Origin of the sequence: Serratia proteamaculans, from assembly GCF_949794035.1 — a bacterium.
Lineage (GTDB): Bacteria > Pseudomonadota > Gammaproteobacteria > Enterobacterales > Enterobacteriaceae > Serratia > Serratia proteamaculans.
Map to the genome: position 1 here is coordinate 1,058,448 of NZ_OX461105.1, position 22,163 is coordinate 1,080,610.

Below are 22,163 nucleotides of genomic sequence, written 5' to 3' on the forward strand. Positions count from 1 at the left end.
AAATCGCCTCATTCCCTCCTAATTGCGTCGCCGGCCGCGTTTGAATGGCGTGCCCGTTGCAGTGCCAGCGCCAGTTGCCGCTGGCTGAAAGGCTTGCGCAGCAGTTCCACATTGGGCAGTGTGTCTTCGTGGTGGCGGCGTATATCCTGACCGCTGATCAGCAGCGCGGTGATATGCGGATTAATCTCCCGCGCCAGGCCAATCACCTGCACGCCATCCAGTTCACCCGGCAACATCAGATCGCTGATCAATACCCCAATATCCGGCGTCTGGCGCAGCAGGGCCAGCGCCTCATGGCTCTCCGCGCAGTCCAGCGTCAGGTAGCCGAGCTGGTGCAGGTGCTCACACAGCGTATGACGCACGTCGTTTTCATCTTCCAGCACCAGCACCAGATTGTCGGTGCCGTCGTTTTCCTCTGGCGGTAGTGTTGGCGCTTGCGCGACGGCCGGTGTAGGGGCTCGCGGCAGTTGCAGACGCACCAGCGTACCTTCGCCCGGAGCGGTCTCAATCTGCACCCGACCGCCGGACTGGCGGACAAAACCGTACACCATCGACAACCCCAGCCCGCTGCCACTGCCGACGGCCTTGGTGGTGAAGAAAGGCTCGAACACCTGTGCCTTCACCTCTTCCGACATACCGCAGCCGGTGTCGATCACCTCCAGCGCCACCATGTCCTGCTTTTTGCCGCCGCTGCGTTGTACCCGCTGGTTGTAGATGCGGATCTTCACCACGCCGCTACGGCCTTCCATGGCATCCCGGGCGTTGACCACCAGGTTGATCAGCGCGTTTTCCAACTGATTGGCATCGACCCACGCCGGCCAGCCGGGCCGCTGAGACTCAATGCTCAGCGACAGCGTGGTAGGCAGAGAGTGACGCAGCAGCTCCTGCAGATTCTCCACCAGTGACTGCAGCGTGACGGCCTGCGGGTGCAGTGCCTGTTTACGCGAGAAGGCCAGTAACCGCTGGGTAAGCTGTGCACCGCGTTCGGCGGCCTTCAGCGCGCGGGCGATGCGCTGCTCGGTCTGCGCATCCTGAGTCTGTTGGGTGGTCAGTTCCAGGCTGCCGATGATCACCGCCAGCAGGTTGTTAAAATCATGCGCCAGACCGCCGGTGAGCTGGCCGACCGCCTTCATTTTTTGGCTGTGCAGCAGCGCCTCTTCCAGCGCCTTGCGCTCGGTGCGCTCCAGCACCACGTTGACCACCCCACGGTTAGGCACCGGGCTGAAGCGCAGTTCGACGGTGCGGCCATCGCTCAGGCGCAGCTCCTGTGGCTGCGGCAGTTCGCTGGACAGGTTAGCCAGTACCGCTTCCCAACGCTGGCCCGCCGGTGGCGTCACGTGTTGCAGCAACTCACGGTAGTGCTGACCACGGTGTAACTGGTGTTCGTTGAGCCCCAGCAACAACGGATACTGCGGGTTCCACACCACCAATTGGCCGTCGTTATCGAACAGCGCAAAGCCGTCGCGCATCGCCAAAAAGGTGGTTTCAAGTTGGGTGCTTTTCTCTTTCAGCAGGCGGGAGGTCTGTTCCAGCGAAGCGGTGTTGCGCGCAAAGACGTTGAATGCTCGCGCCAATTCGCCCAGTTCGTCACGCCGTTGCAACGCCGGTACGCTGACGTCACGCTCACCGCGCGCCAGCCGCGTCATGGCACCGGCGATCGCCGTCAGGTTCGAACCGAGGTTGCGGTAGATATACAGCCCGGCGAAGCCGGTAATCACCAGCGCCAACAGTGCGAACAGACCGATAAACCAGCTGATGGAGCTGAGTTCACGATGCGTTTGGTGGGTGCGCAGCTCCGACTCGTCCGCCACCTTCTGCACGTAAAGGTTGATGTCGTCGTTGAGCATCGCCACCAGGGCTTTGATATGGTAGGTGTAATAGGCCAGCGCCAGATCGCTTTGCTCCAGCTCCAGCGTTTCGGGCAGCAGGCGCTGCTCACTGTCGCGAAACTGCCGCATTTTCTCGTCTACCAGGGCATCCGGGCTGCGCTGCGGCCAGTAGGCCATCACGCTGTCGAGCTGTTGGGCGGCGGCCTTGGGCGTTGGGGTTTGAATGGCGATCGCCAGCAGTCGGTCAATCTGGCTCAGCAGCGGCAGCGAAGGCTGGTCCAGGTTATTACGCTGATTGAGGCTGGCGATATGCCGCAGTGTGCTCTGTGACTGATACAGCCCACTGAGCAGGATATTGCGTTGCAGATGCCGCGCATGGCCGAGATCCAGCATACGGGTCACGCTGGTTTCCAGCGCGTTGCTGCGGCTGATGATGCGCTGGACCAGTTCCGGCTCGCTGTGTGCCAACGGAGCGTCCGCCAGTCGGCTGAGCGAGGCCTGCAGCGCCAACTGGGTCTGCTTCAGGCGGGCCGATTCGCTCTGGTACTCCAGCGCGCCCACCACCTGCGAAAGCCGGATGGCGGCGGTCGCTACGTTCGAAGTATCCCGGCTCAGCGCCATGCTGCCGTTCATCTCTTTCAGCGTCTGCGCCTGCACCTGTTCCTGCAGCTTGCCCGCATGGTTAAAACCGACGATCGCCACGCCGCTGACCATCAGCGTCACTGCCACCACCAGCAGGTTGAACATCAGCAGGCGCCCACGTGCACCGGCAAGGAAAGGCAGTCTGCGCATCGTATCCCCCGTAACTGACTGTTCGCAGTATAAATCCTCGTTCCATTAACAATATGACAAAGATGAACGGCCGCTGACATTTTGCATTTATTTATGCGTGGTTAACTGCACTCAATCCGAACCGCAACCTGAGGTATGACGATGAGCGCAACCCCGATTCTGGAAATGCACAACATCGCCAAGAGTTTTGGTCAGTTCTATGCGCTGAAAGGCGTCAACCTGACGGTTTATAGCGGTGAGATCCACGCGCTGATGGGTGAAAACGGCGCGGGTAAAAGCACGTTAATGAAAATATTGGCCGGCGCTTATATCGCCAGCAGCGGGGAAATTTTTATCGATGGGCAGCCGTTTGCCATTAAAGGGCCAAAAGATGCCCTGGCCGCAGGCATCACGCTGATTTACCAGGAAATGAATCTGGCGCCGAATCTGACGGTGGCGGAAAACATTTTTCTGGGCAGCGAGATCCAGCGCGGTGGCCTGGTGAAGCGCCAGCAGATGTTGCTGGAAGCACAGAAGGTGATCGATCGTTTGGGCGCGCAGTTCAGCGCCGGCGATCGGGTGATGAAATTAACCATCGCCGAACAGCAGCAGGTGGAAATCGCCCGCGCGCTGCACCGCAACAGCCGTATTCTGGTGATGGACGAACCGACGGCGGCGCTCTCTTCGCGTGAGACACATCGGCTGTTTGAGTTGATCAAACGTCTGCGCGATGAGGGGATGGCGATCATTTACATCAGTCACCGCATGGCGGAAGTGTACGAGCTGTCGGATCGCGTTAGCGTGCTGCGCGACGGCCAGTACGTCGGCAGCCTGATGCGCGACAAACTGTCTGCCAGCGAATTGGTGCGCATGATGGTGGGCCGTCCACTGAGCGATTTGTTCAACAAGGAACAAGGTATTGCCGTGGGTGAGCCGCGCCTGACGCTACACGGGCTGACCGACGGCAAGAAAGTGAAACCGGTCAGCCTGCAGGTCCGTGCCGGAGAGATCGTCGGTCTTGCCGGGCTGGTGGGGGCAGGGCGTTCCGAACTGGCGCAGTTGATTTTCGGCGTGCGCAAGCCGATCGGCGGTACGGTAGAAATTGACGGCAAACCGGCCAATATCCATTCACCGCGCGACGCCATTGCGCTGGGCATCGGTTTTCTCACCGAAAACCGCAAAGAGCAGGGCTTGTTCCTCGATCTGGCGGCGCATGAAAATATCGTTATGGCGACGCTGGAGCGCGACGGGCGCTATGGCCTGCTTAATCGCCGCAAGGCACAGCGTATTTCCAGCGATGCCATCGGCCTGCTGAATATCCGCGTGCCGCATGCTCAGGTACGGGCCGGTGGGCTGTCCGGCGGCAACCAGCAAAAGCTGCTGATTTCACGCTGGGTGGCGATCGGCCCGCGAATTCTGATCCTCGATGAACCGACACGCGGCGTTGACGTCGGCGCCAAAAGCGAAATTTACCGCATTATGAGCCAGATGGCGCAGCAGGGAGTGGCGATCCTGATGATATCCAGTGAACTGCCCGAGGTGGTCGGCATGAGTGACCGGGTCTACGTGATGCACGAAGGCAGCATTGCCGGGGAGCTGAGCGGCGGCGAGATCAGTCAGGAGAGCATTATGACGCTGGCTACCGGCGTCGAACCTGTTCTGGAGGCGGCCAGCCATGAATAATTCTATCCCTACGCTCAAGGAGCCTGTCATGACTTCAAATCCGCTGCCACCGGCCGCAAAAAATCCGACGCTGAAACGGGCATTTTTGGGCGATATGATGCAAACCGTCGGGATCTTGCCGATCTTGATCCTGATCGTCGCGGTTTTCGGCTTTGTCGCGCCCAATTTCTTTACCGACGCCAACCTGCTGAATATTGCCCGGCAGGCGTCGATTAACATCGTATTGGCGGCGGGTATGACCTTCATCATCCTGACCGGCGGTATCGATCTCTCGGTGGGCTCGATGCTGGGTACCACCGCGGTGGTGGCGATGGCGGTCTCACTGATGCCGGGCCTGGCCGGGTTGTCGATCCCCCTGGCGCTGCTGGCCGGTTTGGGCATGGGGCTGTTTAACGGTTTTCTGGTGGCCTATGCCGGGCTGCCGCCGTTTATTGTCACGCTGGGGACCTATACCGCCCTGCGCGGTGCGGCTTATTTGCTGGCCGACGGTACCACCATCATCAATTCCGATATCAGTTTTGAATGGATCGGCAACTCTTATCTGGGACCGATCCCCTGGCTGGTGATTATCGCTTTCGCGGTGATCGCGCTGTGCTGGTTCATCCTGCGCCGCACTACCCTGGGCGTCCATATCTATGCGGTGGGCGGTAATATCCAGGCGGCGCGCCTGACCGGGATCAAGGTCGGTGCGGTACTGCTGTTCGTCTACGGCATGAGCGGCTTGTTGTCAGGGTTGGGGGGGATAATGAGTGCCTCACGCTTGTACAGCGCCAACGGCAACCTCGGCATGGGCTATGAACTGGACGCGATCGCTGCGGTGATCCTGGGCGGCACCAGCTTTGTCGGCGGCATTGGCACCATTACCGGCACGCTGGTGGGGGCGCTGATTATCGCCACCCTGAACAACGGCATGACGCTGATGGGCGTCTCATACTTCTGGCAATTGGTGATCAAGGGGGCGGTGATCATCATAGCTGTGCTGATAGACAAGTACCGCACCCGCAATTACCAGCACTAGCTTACCCGTCGTCTTTCAAGCCGCAGCGTTGTTACCTGCACTAGCCCACTCCAGTTACTTACTCAAGTAAGCGCCTGGGGATGAACTAGCTGGCCGCCTGGCTGCAATTTGAAATCCATAGGGTAGGTTGGGTGATAAAGAAAGGTTGGTTGGCGCCCACCGGGGCAGATTTTTCGTAGATCGGAAAATAATGAGGAAAACACTATGCGTTTCAAGCCATTGATTACCGCGTTACTGGTTACCGCCGCGCTCGGCAGTGCCTCGTTGGTGCAGGCAAAAGAGTTGAAATCGATTGGGGTGACGGTAGGCGATTTGGCCAACCCGTTCTTTGTCCAGATCACCAAGGGTGCGGAAATGAAAGCGCGTGAGTTGGCCGGCGACAAGGTCAACGTGACGCTGGTGTCGAGCGGTTACGATCTTGGCCAGCAGGTGGCGCAGATCGACAACTTTATCGCTGCCAAGGTCGATATGATCATCCTGAACGCCGCAGACTCCAAGGGCATCGGCCCGGCGGTAAAACGCGCCAAGGATGCCGGTATCGTGGTGGTGGCGGTTGACGTGGCGGCCGAAGGGGCCGATGCCACGATCACCTCGGACAACACCCAGGCCGGGGCGATGGCCTGTAAATACATCAGCGATCGCCTGAAAGAGAAAGGCAACGTGGTGATCATCAACGGGCCGCCGGTGTCTGCCGTGCAAAACCGGGTAGAAGGTTGCATGACCGAGCTGAAGAAACACCCGGAGATCAAACTGCTGTCTTATAACCAAAACGCCAAGGGCAGCCGTGAAGGTGGGCTGGAGATCATGACCGCGCTGTTGGCGGCCAATCCGAAGATCGACGGCGTGTTCGCGATTAACGATCCTACGGCGATCGGTGCCGATCTGGCCGCCAAGCAGGCGCAGCGTAGCGAATTCTTTATCGTTGGCGTAGATGGATCGCCGGACGGTGAAGAGGCGCTCAAACGCGGCGGAAAATCGCTGTTTGTCGCGACGCCGGCGCAGGATCCTCAGGTGATGGCGGCCAAGGCGGTCGAGATCGGTTACGACATTCTGCAGGGTAAACCCGCGCCAACCGGCCCGGTGCTGATCCCGGTAACCATGATCGATAAAAACAATATCGGCAGCTACAAAGGCTGGACGGTGAAATAACCTGTTATCGGCGGGGCCTGCCCGATCGGGCCCCTCATTCCCTTACTGCTTCCGGAGGCACCATGAACCGTTCCGCCGTGAACCAAATCCTGCAGCAAACCCAGCATTTTTTTGCCCGCTTCGACGTCCATCTGCCGCCGTTTGCCCATTTTAGCCCAGCGGTCTGGCAGCAGCTCGATCGCCAGCCTTGGCAGGAAGTGTTTGACCTGAAACTGGGTTGGGACGTCACGGCATTTGGCGACGATGATTTCGCCCGCAAAGGGTTAACGCTATTTACCCTGCGTAACGGTTCACCCGGTGGGCAACCTTACGCCAAAGGCTACGCGGAGAAAATCATGCATTGTCGCGAAGCGCAGGTGACGCCGATGCATTTCCACTGGCGCAAGCGGGAAGACATTATCAACCGTGGTGGTGGCAACCTGATCGTCGAGCTGTATAACGCAGACCTTCAGGAAGGGCTGGCCGATAGCGCGGTGACCGTGACGCTGGATGGCTGCCGACAGACCCACGCCGCCGGTTCGCGCCTGCGGCTGGCACCGGGAGAAAGCATCTGCCTGACGCCGGGTATCTATCACAGCTTCTGGGGCGAGGAGGGGTTTGGTGACGTATTGGTGGGCGAGGTGTCGACGGTAAACGATGACGACAACGACAACCGTTTCCTGCTGCCGCTCAGTCGTTTTAGCCAGCTTGAAGAAGACCAGCCGCCACAGTGGTTGCTGTGTCACGAATACTTGCGCTTTATCGCTTAAGGAGAACCAGCATGGCATTGATTTCACTGGCGCAGGGGTTGGCGCAGGCACGTCAGCACGGCTATGCGCTGGGCGCGTTCAACGTGCTCGACAGCCACTTTCTGCGTGCCTTGTTTGCCGCGGCGCAGGCGGCGCGATCGCCCTTTATTATCAATATTGCCGAAGTGCACTTTAAGTACGTCTCGCTGGAATCCCTGGTGGCGGCGATTAAAAGTGAAGTGGCGCAGCACGATATTCCGGTGGTGTTGAACCTGGATCACGGCCTGCATTTCGAAGCGGTGGTGCAGGCGCTGCGACTGGGGTTCAGCTCGGTGATGTTCGACGGCTCCGGCCTGAGCTACGAAGAGAACGTACGTCAGACGCAGGAAGTGGTACGCATGTGCCACGCGGTCGGCGTCTCGGTGGAGGCGGAACTGGGGGCGGTCGGCGGTGACGAAGGGGGAGCGCTGTACGGCGAGGCGGACAGCAACAAATTTACCGATCCGCAGCGGGCGCGCGAGTTTGTCGAATTGACCGGCATTGATGCGCTGGCGGTGGCGATTGGCAATGCGCATGGCAAATACAAAGGCGAGCCGAAGCTCGATTTTGAGCGGCTGGCGGCGATCCAGCAGCAGGCCGGTATCCCGCTGGTGCTGCACGGCGGGTCCGGCATCAGCGATGCCGATTTCAAACGTGCGATCGGCCTGGGCATTCACAAAATCAACTTCTATACCGGCATGTCGCAGGCAGCGCTGGGGGCGGTTGAACAGCGCATCACGCAGCGCCACGCGATTTACGATGAATTTGCCGAAGTGCTGCTGGCGGTGGAGCAGTCGATCAGCGAAGTGGTGCAGCAGCAGATGCATATTTTCGGCAGCGCCGGACGGTTGTGATGACCCGACGTGGCATTGTTTCGGCCGGCAATATGCTGGTGGATCATGTGCATCAAATTGCTCACTGGCCGCAGCCGGGCTGGTTGGTGGAGATTGAGCACAGCCAACGGGCCACCGGCGGTGCCCCACTGAATGTGCTGCTGACATTGGCACGCATGGAGACCGGGTTGCCGCTGGCGGCGCTCGGGTTGATCGGCTGCGATGCGGATGGTGACTACATCCTGCAGATGCTGGCGCAGCATCGGGTCGACAGTGACCTGGTGCGGCGCAGCGAAACGGCCATGACCGCCATGTCGCAGGTGATGACCGAACCGGGCGGGCAACGGACGTTCTTTCACGCACCGGGTGCCAATCGCTGTCTGGATCTGACCGATTTTGACGGACTGGACAGCGAGCATAAAATTTTCCATCTGGGTTATCTGCTGCTGCTCGACAGCCTGGATCGCCCGGATGAGGAATTCGGCACTCGCAGCGCGCGCCTGCTGGCACAGATGCAGCAGCGCGGTTACCAGACTTCATTGGATCTGGTGTCGCGCCAGGGGGATCCACGCTATCGCCCGCTGGTGTTACCGGCACTGCGCTGGCTGGATTATCTGGTGATCAACGAACTGGAGGCCGGTGAGTTTACCGGGCTGGCATTGCGTGCGGCTAATGGTGAGGTGCAGCCGCAGTTGATGGCCGAGGCGGCAGAACAGTTATTGCAGGCCGGTGTGCGGCGACGAGTGGTGATCCACTGCCCGGAAGGCGCATACGGTGTCGAGCAAGGGGGAGAGGCGCGCTGGCAGCCGTCTTGGCGTGTCAGTGAAAGCGAAATTGTCGGCAGCGTCGGTGCCGGGGATGCTTTCTGCGCCGGTGTGTTGTACGCCAGCCATGAAGACTGGCCGTTGGTAGCGACGTTGCAGTTGGCACATGCCTGTGCGCGGTTCAATTTACTGTGCGCCAACGCGATCGATGGCGCACGATCCTTGCCGGAACTGCAGGATTATATCAGGCGACAGCCACCGGTTGGCTGACGTCGGCGGCAAAAACATAGCCCAGCCCGCGAATGGTACGGATCAATTCGGGCTGATGCGGATTGCTCTCGATCTTGCGTCGTAACCGCATGATCAGCACGTCGATGGTGCGATCGAACACCTCCAGCGTTTCGCTGTGGGTTAGTTCCAACAGGCGGTCGCGGGTCAGTACTTTGCGCGCATGTTGCACCAGCGCCAGCAGCAGGCCGTATTCGCCCTGGGTCAGATCGACCGGTTGTCGCTGCGGGTTGTGCAAGGTGCAGCGGGCAGTATCCAGACACCAGCCGTTAAACTGCCAGCCTTCGGGTTTGTTGTGACCGGCGGCGGCCGGTTCCAGCGCCAAGGCACCGGTACGACGTAATACCGCCTTGGCGCGGGCGACCACCACGCGTGGGTTAAAGGGTTTGGCGATGTAGTCGTCGGCTCCCATCTCCAGACCGACCACGACGTCGGACTCGGAACCCAGGCCGGTCAACATCACCACCGGCAGATCCGGTCGTAGCCGGTGGATCTGCTGCAACACCAGCAGGCCGTTGGTGTCCGGCAGGATCAGATCAAGCAGCACCAGCGCAATGTCAGGCTGCTGGTTGAGTAGTGTCAGCGCCTCGCTGCCCCGGTGGCAGGCATGCACGGTAAATACGTGCTCATTGAGCACGTCGCAGAGCAGATCACAGATAGCGGGGTCGTCATCGACAATCAATATGGCAGGTTTCATCGCTGCTCTCCGGATTTTATGATGCGGAAAATGTTATCAATAAGTTAACTGGCTAACTGCAGTGTACCCGATGGCTAATTAATAAACGGTAGTCGGTGTGGATCTGATGCGGAAATTGCCATCACCGTCACACTCGGCGCTGATTGAGTGATCCTGGCAACTGAATATATTAGGCTGTGGCAACGTTGTGGTGCATTGAGGAGAAAAATCGTGCGCATTGGTATCGACCTGGGTGGCACCAAAATTGAAGTGATCGCGTTGGCTAACGATGGGCAGGAACTGTTCCGCCATCGTATCGCCACGCCGCGCCATGACTACCAGCAAACGCTGGATGCGATTACCGGTCTGGTGAAGTTGGCAGAAGAAAATACCGGCCAGCAGGGCTCGGTCGGCGTGGGCATTCCCGGCACGCTGTCGCCCTATACCGGGCTGGTCAAAAACGCCAACTCGGTGTGGCTCAACGGCCAACCGCTGGATAAAGACCTGTCAGCGATGCTGGCGCGTGAAGTCCGTATTGCCAACGATGCCAACTGTCTGGCGGTATCGGAAGCCACCGATGGCGCTGCCGCCGGCAAGCAAACCGTGTTTGCGGTGATTATCGGCACCGGCTGCGGTGCTGGAGTGGCGATCAACGGCCAGGTACACTCGGGCGGGAATGGGATCTCTGGCGAGTGGGGGCATAACCCGCTGCCGTGGTTGGATGAGGACGAGCTGCGTTTTCGCGCAGAGGTCCCTTGTTACTGTGGGAAGCAGGGCTGCATTGAAACCTTTATCTCCGGTACCGGTTTTGCCACCGACTATGCACGTTTGAGCGGCAACCCGCTGAAAGGGCATGAAATCATGACGTTGGTGGGGCAAGGGGACAGGTTGGCGGAGCAAGCCATCAGCCGTTACGAGCTGCGGTTGGCGAAGTCGCTGGCGCACGTGATCAATATTTTTGATCCGGACGTGGTGGTGTTGGGCGGCGGGATGAGCAATGTGGATCGTCTGTATCAGCGGGTACCGCAGTTAGTGAAATCCTGGGTATTCGGCGGCGAATGTGAAACCCCGATCCGCAAGGCCGTCCACGGCGACTCCAGCGGCGTGCGCGGCGCGGCCTGGTTGTGGCCACAGCTGTAACTGTTGCAAAAAAGCGCGGGCCCGCTCGCGCTTTAATCAATTATCTGTACAAAAATTAGACTCCCCTCTATGCTTTAGCTAACTTAGCTAAGGAGATCGCGTATGCCTATCCAGGCCAATATGCACGAAGCCAAATCCAACCTGAGCCAACTGGCGGATAAAGCCGCACAGGGAGAGACCGTGATTATAGCGAAAGCAGGGAAGCCGTATGTTCAACTGATAGCCATCAAGGGGCAAACCCGTAAGCCTGGTGCCGCCAAGGGCAAATTTACCGTGCCGGACAATTTTAATGATGGCGATGCAGATATCACCGCGCTGTTTGAGGGCGATGAATGAAACGTCTGCTGCTGGATACCCATGCGTTGCTGTGGTGGCTGATCGATGACGCCAGCCTGGGGGAGAACGCCAGAAGGCAGATCGCCGATCCCGGTAATGTGGTGTACGTCAGCGCGGCCAGCATTTGGGAGATTTCGATTAAGCGGGCGTTGGGCAAGCTGGCGCTGCCGGAGGACATTTTCGAGGTAATTGATGCCGAAGATTTTCTGCCGTTGCCGATGGCCGCCTTTCATGGTCAGCAGGCGGGCCAATTGCCGCCGCATCATCAGGATCCTTTTGATCGCATGCTGATCGCCCAGGCGCAGGCCGAAGGGCTGACGTTGATTTCCGCCGATGCCGCTTTCCCGCAGTATGGCATCCGGGTGTTTGACGCCCGGCGCTAGATCTATTTCACTTCGCTCTCGCTGCGTACCCGTTCGATATGAATAGTCAGGAACATCATTTCTTCGCTGGTGAGCTGGTGCTGGTAATTTTTTTCGATGTGTTGGTTAATCTTGCCTGAGCAGGCGAAGGACTCGCGGTACTTTTCTTTCACTACCTGATAGAGCGAATCGTCGTCGCTGTCGACGTAGTTTTTCCCCAGCAGGCGCTGCGCGAAGAACTTCAGATGGGTGACAAAACGGTGATAGCTCAGGGCTTCTTCGTTGTAGTCAAAACGGAAGTGATATTTGACGATGTTCAGGATCTCCTGCATCACCCGGGTGATGTGCAGGGTGTTGTGCATTTCGTCATTCAGTTGGGCGTTGACCAGGTGCAGAGCGATAAACCCGGCCTCATCTTCCGGCAGGGCGGTGCCCAGTCGTTGAGCGATTAGCGCCAGCGCTTCCAGCCCGACGGCAAACTCCGCCGGGTAGAGTTTTTTGATTTCCCACAGCAACACGTTTTTAATGTCTAGCCCTTGCGCGTGGCGCTGCAGCGCAAAGTGGATATGATCGGTCAGCGTGATATAGACGATGTTGTGCAACTTACCCGGCAGACGCTGGCGGGCAAGGGTGATGATCTTGTCGGCGGTGGTCACGCAGGCCAACGGGATCTCCGACAGCAGCGTTTTAAAGCGCTCGGCCATTTCGCTGCCGTTCAGGGTGAAGATCTTCTCGATCAGGCTTTCGTCCAGCGGATCGCCAGCCTTCTTTTTAAAACCAATACCTTTCCCCATGACGACCGTTTCTTCCTGACGATCGTCCAGCGTAATCACCACGTTATTATTGAGTATTTTTTCGATCTTCATGGCTATTCCCGGATGTTTCAGCATGCTGAAAACGAAAAAACCTGACGCACAGGAGCGATCCCGTGCGTCAGGTTTTGCCTGTATTTAAATATCTCTACCCTATGAATTTCAAGCTGCGGCTAGGCGGCCAACTCGCTCATCCCCAGGCGCTTACTTGAGTAAGTAACTGGGGTGAGCGAGTGCAGGTAACAACGCTGCGGCTTGAAAGGCGACGGGTATACAGTAACAATCCTGTTATCAGCCGCATCATAACCCTTGCTAGCGTTGGCTCAATGCTTTTAGCCGGGGACTGCCGCCGCGGTCACATTTCTTAGTCAGTGCAGCATTATTCCAGGCGGAACTGCGGCTCCAGCCGGCTGATGCCGAGACCGTTAACCTTTTTCACCTTAATCTGCACCGGAATGCGTTCTTTCATGGCTTCAACATGGCTGATTACGCCAATGGTTTTCCCGGAGGCGTTCAGGCTGTCGAGCGCGTCCAGCGCGGTATCCAGGGTTTCTGCATCCAGCGTGCCAAAGCCTTCGTCGAGGAACAGCGAGTCGATGCTGGTCTTGTGGCTGACCAGATCGGACAGCGCCAATGCCAGCGCCAGGCTCACCAGGAAGCTTTCACCGCCGGACAGGGTGCGGGTATCGCGCAGCGCATCCGCCTGCCAGGTGTCCACCACCTGCAGCTCCAGCGCGTCGCTGGTTTTGCGTTGCAGCAGGTAACGCCCATGCAGCCGCCCAAGCTGGTTATTTGCCAGATACACCAGATGATCGAGCGTCAGCCCCTGGGCAAACTTGCGGAATTTGTCCCCCTCTTTGGAGCCGATGAGCTGGTTGAGATAGCTCCAGTCGTCGTACTGGCTCTGGCTTTGACTGATTTGCTCAAACAGCGACTGCTGATTGATGCGGCGTGCGGCATCGCTTTCTAACTGATTGCGCACCTCACCCTGGCGTAGCTGCAGGGTTTTTAACTGCTGTGCCAGCGCTTCCAGACTCTGGCTCAGGGTCTGGGGATCGACCTGACTCTCATCCAGCCCTTCAGGGCGCTGTTGTTGGTGCTGCTGCAGGCTATCTGTGGCCTGGGCCAGCAGGGCGCTGGCTTCAACCTGATGCTGTTGCAACTGCTCTTTACGCTGTTGCAATTGCTGGCGCTGGTGGTCATCCAACAGCGCGGCGCTAAAGGCGGCCTCGTCGCTGAATTCACTGGCGGCCAGCGCCTGTAGCCACTCTCGCTCTGCCTGCTGCAACCGCTCGGCCTGTTGCAGCAGTTGCTGCTGTAGTACGGCCAACTGGCCGCTCAGACGATCGCGTTGTTCCTGGGCTTTCTGCCATTGTTCGGCAGCCTGCTGGCTGGCCTGCTCACAGGCCGTCTGGCGGGTGCGCAACTGTTCGCGCACCTGCGTGATTTGCTGTTCACCAAACAGGGCCAGTCGCTGCGCACGTTGCTCACCAAGGGCTTGTTCACCCTCCTGCCACTGCTGCTGCAAGCGCTGCTGTTGCAACTGGGCTTCGGTGTGGTTTCTCTCCAGCAGGGTGAAACGCTCGTCCAGCCGCGCCTTGTCTTGTTGCGCCTGCTGCTGCTGTGTTTGCAGTGCGGCCAATTGGTCCTTGGCCTGTTGTACGGCGTGCGACGCCTGCTCGTGTTGCAGCAGAGCGGCCTGACCCAGACGTTCTTCACTGTCGCAGGCGTTCAGCCACTGGCTCAGACGTTCGGCATCCTGCAGGGCAAAATCAAACGCCAGCGGTGTGCTGAGTGTTTGCCACTGCTGCAGGTGTGCGGCCAGCTGCTGCTCGTCTTGCGCGATGAGTTGCTGTTGGCGCTGTTGCTGTTGTTGCAGGCTATCGTAGCGTGCCCGTAATTCGACGCCTTTCTTTTGTAATGCTTCGGTCTGGATTTTCATTTCTTCCAGACGCTGTGAGGTTTCTGACAGCTTTACCGCTTGGTATTGCTCAACTGCCGGATGCGCATTTGAGCCGCACAACGGGCAAGGCTCACCGGGTTGCAGACGCGCTCGGTCGGCTTCCAACCCCACGATCCGTTTTTCCAGCTCTTCTGTTTTTTCAACGTCGGCTTGATGGGCTTTTTGTTGTTTATATTGTTGACGAGCCAGTTCCAATTGTGGCTCTAACTGAGTTAGCTCGTTTTGGCCGACGTTTAACTCTTGCCACTGCTGCTCCAGCCGTTTGGCAATCTGTTGAGACAGCGAGGAGAGGGCGAATAACTGCTGGCGCACCGGACGCAGCTCGGCCAATTCGGTCTGACGCTGACGCAGCGCCGCCAGCGGGGACTGGGCTTCCAGCGCATTTTGCCGCTGTTGCTGCGTTGCCAGCGCGGCGGTGAGGCCGTTAAGCTTTTCCTGATGCTGTCCGGCCTGTACGGTTAACTGGGCTCGCTGAAGCTCGAGCTTTTCCAGCTCCGCTTTTTGCAGTGCGTATTGCTGGATGGCGTTAGTGCAGGCCTGTTGCAGTTCGGCCTGCGTTTTTTGCCACTGGGCGATCTGGTTATCCAGCGGAACCACTTGCTCGTCGATCACACGCTGCTGAGTCTGCTGGTATTCAACATGCGCCTGCAGTTGCGCGCGCGCTTGTTCTACCGCCTGTTGCAACGGCGCCATCTGGGCAAGCTGTTGCGCCTGCTGCTGCGTCAACTGTGCGATCTGTTGTTGCAGCGCCTGTTGATCGTGGCGGCAGCGGTTACGTTCGTTAAGCAGCGGTCGCAGTTTTTCTGCAGGTTCGCTGCGCGCTAACTGCTGCAGTTGCGGTTCGGCCGCGGCCTGTTCCTGCTGTGCCGCGTTCAGTTGGCGTTGGTATTCCTGCTGCTTGTGCTGCGTCTGTTGCCACTGCTGTAACCAGTTCAGCGCCTGCTGCTGCTGGCGGGTCTGTCCGCTAAGGGTATTTTCCTGCGTCCCCAGTTCAACCAACTGATTTTCCAGTTGCTGACGCTGTTCGTCATTCAGCAGTTCAATGCCGCTGGCACGTTGGTGCAGTGCATCCAGGTCGGCCTTGGCCTGCTTATGCTGTTCGAAAACCCGCTCGGAAAGCTGGCCGTAGATCTCGGTACCGGTCAGCTCTTCCAGCAGTTCGGCGCGATCGTTGGCGTCGGCATTGAGGAAGGCGGCGAACTGCCCCTGGGACAGCATCATCGATTTGGTAAAGCGGCCGAAATCCAAGCCGGTGATCGCGGCGGTCATATCCAGCTTGTCGCGCACTTTGTCTGCCAGGATCTTGCCGTCTTCACGCAGCGCCAGTTCGACCTTTGGTGCCTGCAAATTGCCGTCCGGGGCGTTTTTGGCGCGTCGTTGGCTCCAGAAAGCACGGTAGCCGACGCCTTTAACTTCAAATTCGACCTCAGCCAGCGATTCGGCGGTGTGGCGCGTCATCAGCTCGTTTTGGCTTGGCGTAACGTTAAGGCGCGGCGTTTGGTGGTACAGCGCCAGACAGATGGCGTCCAGCAGGGTAGTTTTGCCCGCGCCGGTGGGCCCGGTGATGGCGAACAACCCATTACTGGCAAAGGGTTCGGCGGTGAAGTCGATCTTCCATTCGCCCTGCAATGAATTGAGGTTCTTTAATCTCAGGCTGAGAATTTTCATTGGCTCGGCTCCTGGTCGTTATGCTGAACGGCCGCGACCACCTGCTGGAACATTTGGCTCATTCGTTGCCGACGTTCTTCAGCCATTTCAGGCTCCTGCGCCAGCCGCCGTTCGAACACCTCATTAACACTCAGTTCGTTTAGCGTTTCTTTGTCCTGCTGTTCAATCGCCTGGCGGCGTTGTTCTTTGCTGCGGCGCAACAGCACCACTTCTACCGGCAGCTGATCGGCCAGGAGCTGGATGCGGCGCTGAATGTCGCTAAGGTAATCCTGCGTTGCCACTTCGATATCCAGCCACACCGGTAATTCACCCTGATAATCGGCGAACTGCTGCAATTGTTGCTCGATCTGCGCCAAATCGCCCTTGATAAGCTGCATGGGCTGGAAGCTGGGGATCTCCAGCGTGCTGACCTGTTGCAGGGCACCCGCGCTGAAATCCACCATAAACACGCTTTTGGCCTTGCCCAACTCGTCAAAACTGAGGGGGATCGGCGAGCCGCTGTAGCGAATATGTTCGGATTTGGCGACGTTTTGTGCACGGTGAATATGCCCCAGCGCGATGTAGTCGGCCGGTGGGAAGGCCTGCGCCGGAAAGGCGTCCAGCGTACCAATATAGATATCGCGCACCGAGTCGGAGGTGGTGACGCCTACGGTGGTCAGGTGGCCGGTGGCAACAATCGGCAGGGGCAAGCCCAGCGCGTCACGGCGTGCACAGGCCGCCTGATACAGCGTTTGATAATGGTCGGCGATGGCCTCTTGCAGCGCCTGCTGTTTTTGTACCCCGGATTCTCCGGCGCGGCTGGTGAGCAAATCGCGCGGGCGCAGGAACGGGATGGCGCACAGCACCGCGCCCGGCTGGCCGTCGCGCTGATTCAGCACCAGGATTTGCTGTTCGGTTTCGCTCTGTGCGTTGGCAATCACGGTGGTATTCAGGCAGGAAAGCAATTCACGCGATTCATTTAAGGTTGCCACAGAGTCGTGATTGCCGCCCAACACCACCAATTGGCAGCCGGTGCGCTGCAGCTCGACTACAAAACGGTTATACAGCTCGCGGGCATAACTTGGCGGCGAGCCGGTATCGAACAGATCCCCGGCGACGATCAGCGCATCCACCTGCTGTTGTTCGATCTGCTCGATCAACCAGCGCAGAAAAGCCTGATGTTCGGCGGCGCGGCTTTTGGTGAAAAAATACTGGCCAAGATGCCAGTCAGAGGTGTGGATCAGGCGCATGACACTCCCAGGGCGATAGAGTAATGGCAGGGATTATAAAGGGAATATGATGTTTCTGCGTGACTAGAAATAATCGCTATGCTTACTGCCTACAACAGGCAGGTTTTTTCATGGCTATTTATTTCATAAATCTGTCACAAAACTGACGCATAATGGCGACCGCAATCAACTGTGATCGCTAACACATTGGCAGGATTGACGATGGCAAGACGCATACTGGTGGTGGAAGACGAAGCGCCGATCCGTGAGATGGTGTGCTTTGTGTTGGAACAGAATGGTTACCAACCGTTGGAAGCTGAGGATTATGACAGCGCAGTGACGCGCCTGTCTGAGCCGTTCCCTGATTTAGTGTTGCTCGACTGGATGTTACCCGGAGGCTCCGGCATTCAGTTTATCAAACATATGAAGCGTGAAGCGCTGACCCGAGATATTCCGGTGATGATGCTGACTGCCCGCGGTGAAGAAGAAGACCGGGTACGTGGTCTGGAAGTCGGGGCGGATGATTACATCACCAAACCCTTCTCGCCAAAGGAACTGGTGGCACGCATCAAGGCGGTCATGCGCCGTATTTCACCGATGGCGGTGGAAGAAGTGATTGAAATGCAAGGGCTGAGCCTGGATCCTTCTTCACACCGGGTGATGGCCAACGAACAGGCGCTGGATATGGGGCCGACCGAGTTCAAATTACTGCACTTCTTTATGACCCATCCTGAGCGTGTTTATAGCCGCGAGCAGTTGCTTAATCACGTCTGGGGCACTAACGTTTATGTGGAAGACCGCACCGTTGACGTGCATATCCGTCGACTCCGTAAGGCGTTAGAGACCAGTGGTCATGACAAAATGGTTCAAACCGTTCGGGGCACCGGCTACCGATTCTCAACGCGCTACTGATCGCGCCGCGCTGGAGAATATGCCGTGCTAGAACGTCTATCCTGGAAGAGGCTGGCCCTGGAGCTGGCCCTTTTCTGCCTGCCTGCCTTACTGCTGGGGCTGATTTTCGGCTATCTGCCCTGGCTGCTGCTGGCCTCCGTGCTGGCGGCGCTGGTATGGAATTTCTACAACCAACTCAAACTTTCCCACTGGCTATGGGTCGATCGCAGCATGACGCCCCCCCCTGGCCGCTGGAGCTGGGAACCGCTGTTTTACGGCCTGTACCAGATGCAGCAGCGCAACCGTCGCCGGCGTCGTGAGCTGGCGCTGTTGATCAAACGTTTCCGCAGCGGGGCGGAATCGCTGCCCGATGCGGTGGTGATGACCACCGTCGAAGGCAATATCTTCTGGTGTAACGGTTTGGCGCAGCATCTGTTGGGTTTCCGCTGGCCGGAAGACAATGGTCAGCACATCCTTAACCTGCTGCGTTACCCGGAGTTCAGCCACTATCTGCAACAGCAGGAGTTCTCCCGGCCGTTAACCTTGCAGTTGAACAATGAACATTACGTCGAATTTCGTGTGATGCCTTATTCCGAAGGGCAGTTGCTGATGGTGGCGCGTGATGTCACCCAGATGCGCCAACTGGAAGGTGCGCGACGCAACTTCTTCGCTAACGTCAGCCACGAGCTTCGCACTCCGTTGACGGTGTTGCAGGGCTATCTGGAGATGATGAGCGACGAAGAGCTGGATGGCTCGCTGCGCGGCAAGGCGCTGGGCACCATGCAGGAGCAGACCCGACGAATGGACGGGCTGGTCAAGCAGTTGCTGACGCTGTCGCGGATTGAGGCAGCGCCTAATGTCGAAATGAACGAACGGGTCGATATCCCGCTGATGCTACGGGTGCTGCAACGCGAAGCTCAGTCGCTGAGCGGGGGCAACCATGAGATTACTTTCCGGGTGAACGAGCAGCTCAAGGTCTTCGGTAACGACGACCAACTGCGCAGTGCGGTATCAAACCTGGTGTATAACGCCGTCAATCATACGCCGAACGGCACCAATATTGAGGTGAGCTGGCAGCAGACGCCAAATGGAGCGCAGTTCCAGGTCAGTGATAATGGGCCGGGCATCGCTGCCGAGCATATTCCGCGCCTGACCGAACGCTTCTATCGCGTCGACAAGGCCCGTTCACGCCAGACCGGCGGCAGTGGGTTGGGGCTGGCGATCGTCAAGCATGCTCTCAGCCACCACGACGCGCGGCTGGAGATCCTCAGTGAGCAGGGCATCGGCACCCGATTCATCTTTACCTTGCCTAACCGGTTGATTGTTCCCGCAGCTTTGTCAGAGAATGCGGTGAAAAATTAACGCGGAGAGGCTGGTATGAACCGAATGACCCGAGGGCTGTTGCTTTGCCTGGCGCTGCTGGCGAGCCGTGGCGCGTTAGCGCAGCCGGATGGCATGCTGTCCGGCAACCTGTCGAGCGTCGGTTCCGATACGCTGGCCAATCTGATGGCGCTGTGGGCGCAGGACTTCAGTCAGCATTACCCCAACGTTAATTTGCAGATCCAGGCCGCAGGTTCCTCGACCGCGCCTACCGCATTGGCGGCAGGTGCCGCGCAGCTTGGCCCCATGAGCCGCCCGATGAAAGCGGCGGAGGTGTCGGCTTTCGAACACCGTTATGGCTATGCACCGCTGGCAGTACCGGTTGCGGTGGATGCGCTGGTGGTGCTGGTGCATCAGGACAACCCGCTGCGTGGTCTTAACCTGCAACAGCTTGACCGGATTTTCTCCGCGACTCTACGCTGTGGCGAAAACCGACCGTTGACGCGCTGGGGAGAACTGGGGCTGAGCGGCGATTGGCAGCAGCGCACTCTACAGCGCTTTGGTCGCAATTCGGCATCCGGTACCTACGGCTATTTCAAACTGCGTGCGCTGTGTGGTGGTGACTTTATGCCACGGGTCAATGAATTGCCCGGCTCGGCCTCGGTGGTACAGGCGGTGGCCGGTTCGTTGAACAGTATCGGCTACGCCAGCATCGGTTTTCGTGCCAGCGGCGTGCGGCTGTTGCCCCTGGCGGAGTCCGGCGAAAACTATGTCATCCCCAATGACACCAACGTGCGCAACGGCAGCTACCCGCTGTCACGCTATCTGTACATTTACATCAACAAAGCCCCCAACCAGCCGTTGGAGCCGCTGACCGCCGCATTTCTCGATCGCGTGCTGTCCGATACCGGACAAAACCTGGTGAACCACGACGGCTATCTGCCGCTGCCGTCGGCCACCCTGAAGAAAACCCGCCTGGCATTAGGCCTGAAATAAACTTCTCCCGGGGTGCGGCCACGCGCCCAACATGAATTTCTCTCACTACCGATGAAATTTCTTCTATTGCTGCCCGGCAGTCGATATGACAGCATGCTGTTTATTGGATTTCTAGACGTCTGGATGTCTATCGTAACCCAGCGTAATAGTTCACACCGTAAATTACTGAGGCAAAGGCCCGATCTTTTGCCTGCCACCGGGAGTCATAAATATGTGCGATTGCAATCACGCTTTTCACGCTGACGTTGTCGGCAGCCTGTTGCGCCCTGAGGCGCTGAAAACTGCTCGCCAACAGTTCCAGCGGGATGAAATTAATGCTGACCAACTGCGTGCGGTTGAAGACGAGCAGATCCGTCTGGCGGTGGCCAAACAGAAAGATCTTGGCCTGGCGGTGGTGACCGACGGCGAATTTCGTCGGGCGTGGTGGCATTTTGATTTTCTGGAAGGGCTGGACGGCGTGGAGGGTTATGACGCGGAGCAGGGGATCCAGTTCAACGGCGTGCAAACCCGGGCGCGCAGTATCAAGGTGGTCGGCAAGCTGGGTTTTAACCCGCAGCACCCGATGCTGGCAGATTTTCGCTTCCTGAAGGCGACCGCCGGTGATGCGGTGCCGAAAATGACCATTCCCAGCCCGAGCGTGCTGCACTTTCGCGGCGGGCGCAAGGCCATAGACAGCCAGGTTTACCCGGATCAGAACGCCTATTTTGACGATCTGGCGCAGACCTACCGCGACGCGATCAAGGCGTTTTATGACGCCGGCTGCCGCTACCTGCAACTGGATGACACCGTTTGGGCCTATCTGTGCTCGGACGATCAACGGCGGCAGATCCGCGAGCGCGGAGAAGATCCTGATCGTCTGGCGCGTATTTACGCGGATGTGTTGAATGCAGCGATCGCCGACAAGCCGGACGATCTGATCATTGGTTTACACGTTTGCCGCGGCAATTTCCGCTCCACCTGGATCTCCGAAGGCGGCTATGAGCCGGTGGCGGAGATCTTGTTTGGTCAGGTGAATATCGATGCCTTCTTCCTGGAGTACGACAATGAGCGCTCCGGCGGGTTCGAGCCGTTACGTTTTATCAAACCGGGTAAACAGCAGGTGGTGCTGGGGTTGATCACCACCAAAAACGGCGAGCTGGAAAATCCTGAACAGGTGAAACAGCGTCTTGAGGAGGCTGCGCAATTTGTCGATCGCCGCCAACTTTGCCTCAGCACCCAGTGCGGTTTTGCCTCGACCGAAGAGGGCAACAGCCTGAGTGAATCACAGCAGTGGAATAAACTGCAAAGCGTGGTGAACATTGCCCGACAGGTTTGGTAGCGGCGAAAATCCCGTCCAGACCGCGCGGAAATTGGCTGTTTATTGGCGTTTTCGCGCGGTCATTCGCTTTAGGCTTCACGTTTTGTGAATGTGTCGCTCAAAAATGATACAAATCATGTATTGTATATTTATTGATAGCCACTATGATCGACTGGCCCTGAAAGATTATCTGGTCTATAACTCTGCTTTTTGTCATGCGCCTTGCCTTTCAACGCTATAAACGTTTAACTTAGCCTCCGTTGTCGGACTAAACCTCCATTTATAACTCTTAAAACTCTGCCCATCATCATGAGTGGTCACTTTCGAATAAGGACAAAACGCCGGACGTTATGCGTTTTCTGCTCTTATTGGTCTCGCGATGAAATGGCAAG

At 58.1% G+C, this 22,163-nt stretch carries 18 protein-coding genes; 13 read left to right on the top strand and 5 right to left on the bottom strand.

What is annotated here, in order from left to right; genetic code table 11:
• Nucleotides 1-8 precede the first annotated feature (8 nt).
• Nucleotides 9-2,621, bottom strand: coding sequence for an ATP-binding protein (locus tag QOT07_RS04925; protein ID WP_262261342.1), 2,613 nt, complete (start codon nucleotides 2,619-2,621; stop codon nucleotides 9-11).
• A gap of 141 nt (nucleotides 2,622-2,762) precedes the next feature.
• On the opposite strand from QOT07_RS04925, the gene QOT07_RS04930 reads away from it, so the two are divergent.
• From QOT07_RS04930 to QOT07_RS04955, 6 genes are all read left to right on the top strand, one after another.
• A complete protein-coding gene (locus tag QOT07_RS04930; RefSeq protein WP_207976295.1) occupies nucleotides 2,763-4,283 on the top strand; it encodes a sugar ABC transporter ATP-binding protein in 1,521 nt (506 codons plus the stop codon).
• A gap of 28 nt (nucleotides 4,284-4,311) precedes the next feature.
• The gene (locus QOT07_RS04935) at nucleotides 4,312-5,301 is read left to right on the top strand and encodes an ABC transporter permease subunit (protein ID WP_099062326.1); all 990 of its coding nucleotides are present in this window, start codon (nucleotides 4,312-4,314) and stop codon (nucleotides 5,299-5,301) included.
• A 204-nt stretch (nucleotides 5,302-5,505) separates the two neighbouring features.
• A complete protein-coding gene (locus QOT07_RS04940) occupies nucleotides 5,506-6,450 on the top strand; it encodes an ABC transporter substrate-binding protein (RefSeq protein WP_085115406.1) in 945 nt (314 codons plus the stop codon).
• A gap of 62 nt (nucleotides 6,451-6,512) precedes the next feature.
• Complete coding sequence (locus tag QOT07_RS04945; RefSeq protein WP_207976292.1) at nucleotides 6,513-7,199, top strand: D-lyxose/D-mannose isomerase; 687 nt, start codon at nucleotides 6,513-6,515, stop codon at nucleotides 7,197-7,199.
• A gap of 11 nt (nucleotides 7,200-7,210) precedes the next feature.
• Entirely contained in the window at nucleotides 7,211-8,071 is an 861-nt protein-coding gene (locus QOT07_RS04950; RefSeq protein WP_012005474.1) for a ketose 1,6-bisphosphate aldolase, read from the top strand.
• Nucleotides 8,071-9,084 carry a carbohydrate kinase family protein gene (locus tag QOT07_RS04955; protein WP_283602655.1) on the top strand — a complete coding sequence of 338 codons (1,014 nt, stop codon included), beginning with the start codon at nucleotides 8,071-8,073 and terminating at the stop codon, nucleotides 9,082-9,084. The genes QOT07_RS04950 and QOT07_RS04955 overlap by 1 nt, the downstream gene beginning before the upstream one ends.
• On the opposite strand, the gene QOT07_RS04960 is transcribed toward QOT07_RS04955, so the two are convergent.
• Nucleotides 9,059-9,799 carry a response regulator gene (locus QOT07_RS04960; protein WP_112347729.1) on the bottom strand — a complete coding sequence of 247 codons (741 nt, stop codon included), beginning with the start codon at nucleotides 9,797-9,799 and terminating at the stop codon, nucleotides 9,059-9,061. The genes QOT07_RS04955 and QOT07_RS04960 overlap by 26 nt on opposite strands.
• A 210-nt stretch (nucleotides 9,800-10,009) precedes the next feature.
• On the opposite strand from QOT07_RS04960, the gene mak reads away from it, so the two are divergent.
• From mak to QOT07_RS04975, 3 genes are all read left to right on the top strand, one after another.
• Nucleotides 10,010-10,918, top strand: a complete 909-nt coding sequence (mak, locus tag QOT07_RS04965) for a fructokinase (RefSeq protein WP_283602656.1) — start codon at nucleotides 10,010-10,012, stop codon at nucleotides 10,916-10,918.
• A 102-nt stretch (nucleotides 10,919-11,020) separates the two neighbouring features.
• The gene (locus tag QOT07_RS04970; protein WP_283602657.1) at nucleotides 11,021-11,254 is read left to right on the top strand and encodes a type II toxin-antitoxin system Phd/YefM family antitoxin; all 234 of its coding nucleotides are present in this window, start codon (nucleotides 11,021-11,023) and stop codon (nucleotides 11,252-11,254) included.
• A complete protein-coding gene (locus QOT07_RS04975) occupies nucleotides 11,251-11,637 on the top strand; it encodes a type II toxin-antitoxin system VapC family toxin (protein WP_085115413.1) in 387 nt (128 codons plus the stop codon). Before QOT07_RS04970 ends, QOT07_RS04975 begins: the two co-directional genes overlap by 4 nt.
• Before the next feature lie 2 nt (nucleotides 11,638-11,639).
• Here the strand turns inward: QOT07_RS04975 and licT are convergent, their stop codons facing one another.
• The 3 genes from licT to sbcD form a co-directional block, all read right to left on the bottom strand.
• The gene (licT, locus tag QOT07_RS04980) at nucleotides 11,640-12,482 is read right to left on the bottom strand and encodes a BglG family transcription antiterminator LicT (protein ID WP_099062319.1); all 843 of its coding nucleotides are present in this window, start codon (nucleotides 12,480-12,482) and stop codon (nucleotides 11,640-11,642) included.
• A gap of 325 nt (nucleotides 12,483-12,807) precedes the next feature.
• Nucleotides 12,808-16,059, bottom strand: coding sequence for an exonuclease subunit SbcC (gene sbcC / locus QOT07_RS04985; protein ID WP_283602658.1), 3,252 nt, complete (start codon nucleotides 16,057-16,059; stop codon nucleotides 12,808-12,810).
• Complete coding sequence (gene sbcD, locus QOT07_RS04990) at nucleotides 16,056-17,288, bottom strand: exonuclease subunit SbcD (RefSeq protein ID WP_283602659.1); 1,233 nt, start codon at nucleotides 17,286-17,288, stop codon at nucleotides 16,056-16,058. Before sbcD ends, sbcC begins: the two co-directional genes overlap by 4 nt.
• Before the next feature lie 201 nt (nucleotides 17,289-17,489).
• Between sbcD and phoB the strand changes: the two genes are divergently transcribed.
• The 4 genes from phoB to QOT07_RS05010 all read left to right on the top strand — a co-directional run bounded on the left by phoB (nucleotide 17,490) and on the right by QOT07_RS05010 (nucleotide 21,792).
• On the top strand, nucleotides 17,490-18,179 hold the full coding sequence (gene phoB / locus QOT07_RS04995; protein ID WP_020825449.1) for a phosphate response regulator transcription factor PhoB: 690 nt from the start codon (nucleotides 17,490-17,492) through the stop codon (nucleotides 18,177-18,179).
• Nucleotides 18,180-18,203: 24 nt separating this feature from the next.
• The gene (phoR, locus tag QOT07_RS05000) at nucleotides 18,204-19,520 is read left to right on the top strand and encodes a phosphate regulon sensor histidine kinase PhoR (RefSeq protein ID WP_085115417.1); all 1,317 of its coding nucleotides are present in this window, start codon (nucleotides 18,204-18,206) and stop codon (nucleotides 19,518-19,520) included.
• A gap of 15 nt (nucleotides 19,521-19,535) precedes the next feature.
• Nucleotides 19,536-20,474, top strand: a complete 939-nt coding sequence (locus tag QOT07_RS05005; protein WP_099062316.1) for a PstS family phosphate ABC transporter substrate-binding protein — start codon at nucleotides 19,536-19,538, stop codon at nucleotides 20,472-20,474.
• A 211-nt stretch (nucleotides 20,475-20,685) separates the two neighbouring features.
• The gene (locus QOT07_RS05010) at nucleotides 20,686-21,792 is read left to right on the top strand and encodes a cobalamin-independent methionine synthase II family protein (RefSeq protein ID WP_283602660.1); all 1,107 of its coding nucleotides are present in this window, start codon (nucleotides 20,686-20,688) and stop codon (nucleotides 21,790-21,792) included.
• The last annotated feature ends 371 nt before the right edge of the window (nucleotides 21,793-22,163 follow it).

What these genes read in the sequence shown, in the direction of transcription:
- QOT07_RS05010 (WP_283602660.1), top strand. Translation starts at nt 20,686, where the DNA reads ATGTGCGATTGCAATCACGCTTTTCACGCTGACGTTGTCGGCAGCCTG.
- QOT07_RS04935 (WP_099062326.1), top strand. Translation starts at nt 4,312, where the DNA reads ATGACTTCAAATCCGCTGCCACCGGCCGCAAAAAATCCGACGCTGAAA.
- QOT07_RS04925 (WP_262261342.1), bottom strand. Translation starts at nt 2,621, where the DNA reads ATGCGCAGACTGCCTTTCCTTGCCGGTGCACGTGGGCGCCTGCTGATG.
- QOT07_RS04955 (WP_283602655.1), top strand. Translation starts at nt 8,071, where the DNA reads ATGACCCGACGTGGCATTGTTTCGGCCGGCAATATGCTGGTGGATCAT.
- QOT07_RS04950 (WP_012005474.1), top strand. Translation starts at nt 7,211, where the DNA reads ATGGCATTGATTTCACTGGCGCAGGGGTTGGCGCAGGCACGTCAGCAC.
- sbcC (WP_283602658.1), bottom strand. Translation starts at nt 16,059, where the DNA reads ATGAAAATTCTCAGCCTGAGATTAAAGAACCTCAATTCATTGCAGGGC.
- QOT07_RS04930 (WP_207976295.1), top strand. Translation starts at nt 2,763, where the DNA reads ATGAGCGCAACCCCGATTCTGGAAATGCACAACATCGCCAAGAGTTTT.
- QOT07_RS04970 (WP_283602657.1), top strand. Translation starts at nt 11,021, where the DNA reads ATGCCTATCCAGGCCAATATGCACGAAGCCAAATCCAACCTGAGCCAA.
- sbcD (WP_283602659.1), bottom strand. Translation starts at nt 17,288, where the DNA reads ATGCGCCTGATCCACACCTCTGACTGGCATCTTGGCCAGTATTTTTTC.
- QOT07_RS04975 (WP_085115413.1), top strand. Translation starts at nt 11,251, where the DNA reads ATGAAACGTCTGCTGCTGGATACCCATGCGTTGCTGTGGTGGCTGATC.
- QOT07_RS04945 (WP_207976292.1), top strand. Translation starts at nt 6,513, where the DNA reads ATGAACCGTTCCGCCGTGAACCAAATCCTGCAGCAAACCCAGCATTTT.
- QOT07_RS04960 (WP_112347729.1), bottom strand. Translation starts at nt 9,799, where the DNA reads ATGAAACCTGCCATATTGATTGTCGATGACGACCCCGCTATCTGTGAT.
- licT (WP_099062319.1), bottom strand. Translation starts at nt 12,482, where the DNA reads ATGAAGATCGAAAAAATACTCAATAATAACGTGGTGATTACGCTGGAC.
- QOT07_RS05005 (WP_099062316.1), top strand. Translation starts at nt 19,536, where the DNA reads ATGAACCGAATGACCCGAGGGCTGTTGCTTTGCCTGGCGCTGCTGGCG.
- phoB (WP_020825449.1), top strand. Translation starts at nt 17,490, where the DNA reads ATGGCAAGACGCATACTGGTGGTGGAAGACGAAGCGCCGATCCGTGAG.
- QOT07_RS04940 (WP_085115406.1), top strand. Translation starts at nt 5,506, where the DNA reads ATGCGTTTCAAGCCATTGATTACCGCGTTACTGGTTACCGCCGCGCTC.